The organism is Aquidulcibacter sp., assembly GCF_049239865.1.
GTDB lineage: Bacteria > Pseudomonadota > Alphaproteobacteria > Caulobacterales > Aquidulcibacteraceae > Aquidulcibacter.
In genome coordinates, this window is record NZ_JBMLTR010000220.1 from 1 (window position 1) to 6,254 (window position 6,254).

The 6,254-nt window shown below is 56.6% G+C and carries 4 protein-coding genes and 1 tRNA gene; 1 reads left to right on the forward strand and 4 read right to left on the reverse strand.

The window, feature by feature from the left end; all coding sequences use genetic code 11:
• The 3 genes from ACOVRA_RS16600 to ACOVRA_RS16610 all read right to left on the reverse strand — a co-directional run.
• Positions 1–2,325, reverse strand: a 2,325-nt coding sequence (locus ACOVRA_RS16600; RefSeq protein WP_421721259.1) for a TonB-dependent receptor domain-containing protein, incomplete at its 3' end; no start/stop codon positions are given.
• Between the two features lie 238 nt (positions 2,326–2,563).
• Positions 2,564–3,190, reverse strand: coding sequence for a GNAT family N-acetyltransferase (locus tag ACOVRA_RS16605; RefSeq protein ID WP_421721260.1), 627 nt, complete (start codon positions 3,188–3,190; stop codon positions 2,564–2,566).
• 54 nt (positions 3,191–3,244) lie between these two features.
• A complete protein-coding gene (locus ACOVRA_RS16610; protein ID WP_421721261.1) occupies positions 3,245–4,621 on the reverse strand; it encodes an L-serine ammonia-lyase in 1,377 nt (458 codons plus the stop codon).
• Between the two features lie 185 nt (positions 4,622–4,806).
• Between ACOVRA_RS16610 and ACOVRA_RS16615 the strand changes: the two genes are divergently transcribed.
• Positions 4,807–4,881 (forward strand) — tRNA-Val (locus ACOVRA_RS16615).
• Positions 4,882–5,682: 801 nt separating this feature from the next.
• On the opposite strand, the gene ACOVRA_RS16620 is transcribed toward ACOVRA_RS16615, so the two are convergent.
• Positions 5,683–6,042, reverse strand: a complete 360-nt coding sequence (locus ACOVRA_RS16620; protein WP_421721262.1) for a hypothetical protein — start codon at positions 6,040–6,042, stop codon at positions 5,683–5,685.
• Positions 6,043–6,254: the final 212 nt, after the last annotated feature.

Consider the following 6,254-nt stretch of genomic DNA (forward strand, 5'->3'; position numbering starts at 1 on the left):
ATAGCAGCTATCCATCAATTGGATCGGCGTAATCGAGCCGATCGCGTCGTCGATCTGGATGTTGTAATAATCAACCACGACCGAGAGGCCTGGGATGAATTGTGGCGTGAACACAAAGCCATAGGTGAAAGTCTCACCCGATTCTGGCTTAATGGCCTCGCCACCGCCTTGAACCGCAACCGCATTGTCGATCAGCGGCAAAGCAGTACCGACGACGGGGATATAGCCGGGGGTCGAGGGTGCGCCGAGCGCGGTACAGAGAGCCGCGGGCACGTTGAAACGCACGGGATCGGAGCAATAATCGGTTGGGCGACCAGTACCCGTGATTGGCGCTTCCACGGCTGCACCGAAGAATTCACCAATGTTCGGGCCGCGCACAACCGTTTGCTTCGAACCGCGCAGACGGATGGTGTCATTGACGGCCCAGTTCACACCCAGCTTCCAGGTGTCATAGTCACCCGAACGGGAATGGTCGCTCCAGCGGCCAGCGGCTTCGACGTCGAACTGCTTGAAATAGGGCTTGTCAGCCAGAAGTGGCAGACGCAATTCGCCGTAATATTCGGTGAGTTCAAAGTCAGCGATCAAATTGGCGCGCGCGCCTTGGGTATGCAACGTATCGCGGGTGAAGGCGCGTGGTCCGAAGACTGAGTTACCAAACTCTTCGCGACGCTCTGCCCCCAAAGCCCAGCCGACAGGACCGCCGGGCAAGCTGAACAAGCCGGTGGTGTCACCTGAAATGTTCAAGGACAGAATGTCTTGATGACGATTACGCTTGTTGAACAATTCGCTGGTGTCACCATTGATCCAAGCTACCGCGGCGGCGCTAGCAGCCGATGGGCCGAACAGGTTAAAGGGCACGCAGCCATTCGATGCATTGACGCAAGCCGCTTGACCGCCGACGCTGGTGACATTGGTTGCTTGTTGGAATCGGCTCCACGAACCCCAGCCAATGCGCTGGACTTCTTCAATGCTTTTGCCGGTCACATAGGACAGGTCGTATTTGATATTGTCGGTCAGCTCACCGCGGACGCCGACGACGACTTGGTGGCTGGTCCGCTCTGTCTCATCAATGAGCGGTCCGAGTTCCAACAAAGTCTTCGACACGCGGAAGCGGGCGGCGTCAGTTCCTGGACCCGTGCCAGCCGCGTTCAAATTGAACAATGACGTACCGCCAGCTGGGTTCAGGATCGATAGGATCTGCGGGGTCAGGAATGGGTTGGTGCGTTGGATCAACACATCGCCTTGCGTGACGATGTTGGCGCCACCAGCCACTGCAGGCAGGACACCTGCCGTGTTGCCGTTCGAGCGGACGGGAACTTGTTGGCTGGTGTTATTGATCAGCGAATAGGTGCCACGGCCATAGAATTCAGCCCATTTGGCCAACTTGAATGTGCCGAAGATGGCCGCATTGGTGCGGTCATTTGGGTTCTGGAACGCTTCAAATTGCGAGAAGGCTTGGGTGCCAGCCGTGGTGCCCAAGGTGCCATCTGCCGCATAAGCAAACGTCGGGGCAGCGGTCCCGGCTGGCGCGGTGGTGGCGTTAGTCCAACGCGTGAACGCGCCGCCTGCGGTCGGGAATGTCTGGATGAACTGACCTGCGTCATTCAGTTCGGGCAGCGCCCAAGCACGATCTTCGCGCTTCAGGTCACCACGATCGGCATAGCTGGCGTGCAAGACGATATTGGCGCGATCTTCAAAGAAGTTCATCCCGCCGGTGATGCCAATGCTATAGCTCTCCGCGTCACCTTGCTCAGAGATGCCGCCATTCAGGGCGACTTCAAGGCCTTCATAATTGTCGCGCAGAATATAATTTGTCACACCCGCAACCGCGTCTGCGCCGTAAACGGCAGCTGCGCCGCCCGTCAGGGTTTCAATGCGCGAGATCAAAGCCGAAGGAATGGAGTTGACGTCTGCAGAGTTACGGAAGCCATTTGGCGTCACGCGTTGACCATTGACCAACACGAGCGTGCGGTTTTGGCCCAAACCACGCATGTCCAGCGTAGAGGCACCATGGGATTCCAACAGGGTTGGGTTGGTGGTCGCACCGTTTGACGGCAAAAATTGGTTCTGTTGCTTCAATACTTCGTCGATATCGATCAGACCGGTCGCGCGGATCGATTCTGAATCAATCACGCGAACAGGGGAAATGGCCCGGTTTGCCGCCGTCTGGATGCGCGACCCGGTTACGATGATGGTTTCAACCCGGGGGGCTTCATCCGTCGCAGTGGCTGGCGTCTGCGCAAAAGCCGCGCCAGGCGCGCCGACTATCAACGCGATGGTGCTTGCCGTAACGGCAAGGGCTAGTTTGTGATTATTTCTAAGCATGTACTCGAATACCCCCGTTGCTCGCAAAAACGGCCCCCAATGGGGCCGTGCAAAGGCGCCTAATCAAGGGCGTGCTACCGCAAAGCAGCACCCGACGCCGTTAGGTTGCTTTTGGCAGAAATCCCGTCAGTTTCAAATTAAAATGATATATCTAGCTGACTTTTTTTATCACAAAGGCGTCAGTGCTTCCCGGGGGTAAGCGCGCTTCAGAGTCAAAACGTCACTGCCACCGGTTTCCTCAAGCGGAGGGCGCGCGCGGTGCCCGCCACATCATTTGTAAGAGGGGTGCCTTTTGGCCGCCTCGATCTTGGCCGCACGGAAAATATCCTTGTGACTCAAAGCCATGAGATCGATAAAAGCCCTCATTATTCGGATTAGAGTTCTCCAAATAAACAGCCGTCCCCGTCCGATCACATTCGGCCAAAACCGGCGCAAATAGTGCCTTACCAAGGCCTTTGCCGCGATTGGCGAGCCGCGTGCCCAAAGTAAATAGGTAAAGATGTGGCTCTTTAGGGTGATGGGCTTGCATGCGGTCTCCGGCATCCAAAGCGCGGGCAATTGCGCCGGGCGATCCTGTCGCCAACAAGGCCCAAGCAACCTGAACAATGGCCGAGACAGACAGTTCTGACGGCGCGCCCGACGGCAACCACATCGCGGCTCCACCGTCCCCAATCATGTGACAAAAGCCATGCTTAAGATAATGGTTTCGCGCCAAGAGTGGAAAAACGGCGTCTAAGGTCTTTGGTGTTCCAAATATCCAGCGATTGACCGGGTCTTCATAAAAAGCTTCAGCCGTGATGGCACCTAATTGCTGCCAATCCGCAGCCTCTGCCCGCTTCATGCCGTGTGGTAGATCCAAATTCATTGCGTTGTCCTGCCTGTCGTTTTCCCGCTACCCAGGCCCGACCAGAGCAGCAAGTCAACATTCAACGACATTCACGGCAAGCCCACCCAGACTGGTCTCTTTGTATTTCGAGGACATATCCAGTCCGGTTTGTCGCATCGTCTCAATCACCTGATCCAAGGTGACGCGCGCCGGTTGATCTGTCTGCAGCGCTAGACGGGCAGCGTTGGCGGCTTTCACGGCTGCAAGCGCATTGCGCTCGATACAGGGAATTTGCACCAAGCCGCCTACCGGGTCACAGGTTAGACCCAGATTATGTTCCATCCCGATTTCAGCGGCGTTGGCCACTTGCGATGGACTGCCGCCCCACACAGCAGCCAGCCCACCTGCCGCCATCGAGCAAGCCACCCCCACCTCACCCTGACAGCCCATCTCTGCCCCCGAGATAGAGGCGCGTTGTTTATAAAGGATGCCGATAGCTGCCGCCGTCAATAAATAGGTATGGACCGCAGAAGGTGGGGCCTTGGCGTCGAGCAAGTAAAAGCGCAAGATCGCTGGAATAATCCCGGCAGCACCATTCGTTGGGGCCGTCACCACCCGGCCACCCGCCGCATTTTCCTCATTCACCGCCATGGCATAGACATTGAGCCAGTCGAACAAAGCTTCGCGCTCATTGGACTGAGGTGAGCTTGTCAGCTTCTCATAGAGATCAGGTGCTCTGCGGCGCACCTGCAGGCCACCTGGCAAAATACCTTTTTGGACCAAGCCACGCGCGATGCACGCCGCCATGGCTTCCGCAATCGCGTCGAGGGCGGCCAAGGTCTCGCCTCGATCACGCTTGCGATCCTCACAGGCAAGCAGGACTTCTGCAACGGATAGGCCGTGTTCTTCGCATAATTCCAAAAGCTGTGCCGCTGACGTGAAGGCAAACGGCCCTTCCGGGCCACCGCCGACCAGATCATTGGCTAAAGGTGTTTCCAATTGCCGTTGGCTGGCGATAAAGCCACCGCCAGTTGAGTAATAGGTTTGGTCGGAAAGAAGCTGGCCCGCACCATTAAAGGCCCGCAACGCCATACCATTTGGATGCAGTTTCGGTGGCGTCTCATAATCAAAGATCAAGTCCACGACTGGATCAAAGGCGATGCTTTGGCCGGAGGAGAGCCGTAATTCAGAGGTCGCAAGTAAAGCTTTCAAGGCCACCTCAGCCTCTTCAGGGGCTGTTGTCTCAGGCTTAAATCCCAGAAGCCCCAAATAAACAGCTTCCGGCGTCCGATGGCCGGTGCCTGTAAAGGCGAGCGATCCTTGCAAGGAAACCGACAGACGCGCGACTTGGCCTAACACGCCTACTCGATCTAGATCAGCTAGAAAGCGGGCGGCGATCCGCATCGGTCCGACCGTGTGCGAACTGGAGGGGCCGATGCCGATGCGGAAAATATCTAACGCAGAAATCATCTCTTGGGCCCTCTGTCACCGCGCAACCTGCCAGCCCGACATATGAACCGAACCGAGCCTTGGCGCCAAGCAGCCTTGCCCCTGCAACGCGCCTGCCGCTGCCCCTTGCAGGCCCGCCACCCGTCCGCTATGAACCCGCCTTCCTGACGGACTGATCCTCAAAGCAGTCTGAACGCCGTAACGGCGGGCGCGTAGCTCAGCGGGAGAGCACTACGTTGACATCGTAGGGGTCACAGGTTCAATCCCTGTCGCGCCCACCATTAAATCAAAGACTTAGCTGATTTTTTGCTCCGAATACGGAGCAATTTTGGTTTTGGGTCCGTGTATGGTCCGTGGAAAACAGACAATTTACGGCAAGCTGCAGCGACTTGTGGATAGATTTTAGATCCGCTCTGATACGAAAGTCTCATCGCCATTTATGGAAAATCCCGCCAATTTTGGGGTCGGCTCTCCACACTTCCAACTAGACTAGATGCAAAAACTTAGGGCCGAGGCATCGCGAGCGGCAACCGGCTGCGATGGACTTAGCCCGCCAAAACCGAGCATACCTAGGTCAGCCGCGTACCAATGGGCTGACTTTGGCTTAGTTTCGAAGAGATGATTTTAGTTATTGAACCAAAGCTAATTAGCCAGTTCCAAAGCGCCAACAATCAGGTCAAAGGGCGCTCTCGGTTGGATATTGCCTCCGCAATTGTTCGGCTGAGAAACGCACCGTCTTTCCATTTTCGCTCAGAACGATCCCAGTCCCAGTTTGCATGGCAATCTTGCGGGCAGCCGCCGCCGCTCTGCGCATGGCGTCATTGATGCGGCTAAGTCGGGGTTCTTGGCATTTGAGATATCTAGCGGCTTCAAGATCTCTCTCCCCACTCCAATAATTGCAGTTCGGTGCCACTATTATCATATATGGCCCAACTATCTACTATTTGGCTCGAAAGCGCGGAAGATTCTAACCGTCATCAGCGCAAGGCGAAATAGCCAAGCGCAAGAGACGTTATCTCAACGCCGCGTACCGAAGACATTCTCATCCGAAGCGCTCTGCTACAAGTTTTATCGGGATGACCTCACCCCCGCACCCCACGCGCCACCTCATCAAGAAACGCATCAAACAGTGCCTCAGCCTGATCGTCGTCATCCTCGCGCTCGAGAGGTCCTGCATAGGTGAACCAGACGCGGACAAACGCGAGGAGGGTTTCGCGTAGGATGGCCATGTCCTGCCCCCTCGCGAGATCCCGCTGATCCAACCGATCAAGCCGCGCCTTGATGGTATCGGCGATGGCGTCAGCGCGGTCATGGATGAGGACGCGCTTGAGGGCATCATTGGCGGCGCGAGAGAGGGTGAGACCGCGCAGTTTGGCTTCGTGGTCAAGTGCGCGGGCAGTGGTGTCATCAAGATGGAGGGTGAGTTGCTTGCGCGTGGTCATAAGTATGCCCTCAGTTCAGACTAGGTTGGGAGGGTGACGTGCCGCCGGTCCGCTTGGCCAACGCACGCTTGAGACGCGCAGTCCCCGAGGTGAGATCATCCTTGGTCACAAGCGGCTTCGACTTTGGCCTATTAGGTGGCGCGTCCTTGCTAACAGGGACAGGCACTATCTCCTGTCGCTTTGTCACCTTCTGCTTGGGTATCTTCACCACC

Coding starts and splice junctions, on each gene's coding strand:
- ACOVRA_RS16605 (WP_421721260.1), bottom strand. CDS start 3,190: ATGAATTTGGATCTACCACACGGCATGAAGCGGGCAGAGGCTGCGGAT.
- ACOVRA_RS16620 (WP_421721262.1), bottom strand. CDS start 6,042: ATGACCACGCGCAAGCAACTCACCCTCCATCTTGATGACACCACTGCC.
- ACOVRA_RS16610 (WP_421721261.1), bottom strand. CDS start 4,621: ATGATTTCTGCGTTAGATATTTTCCGCATCGGCATCGGCCCCTCCAGT.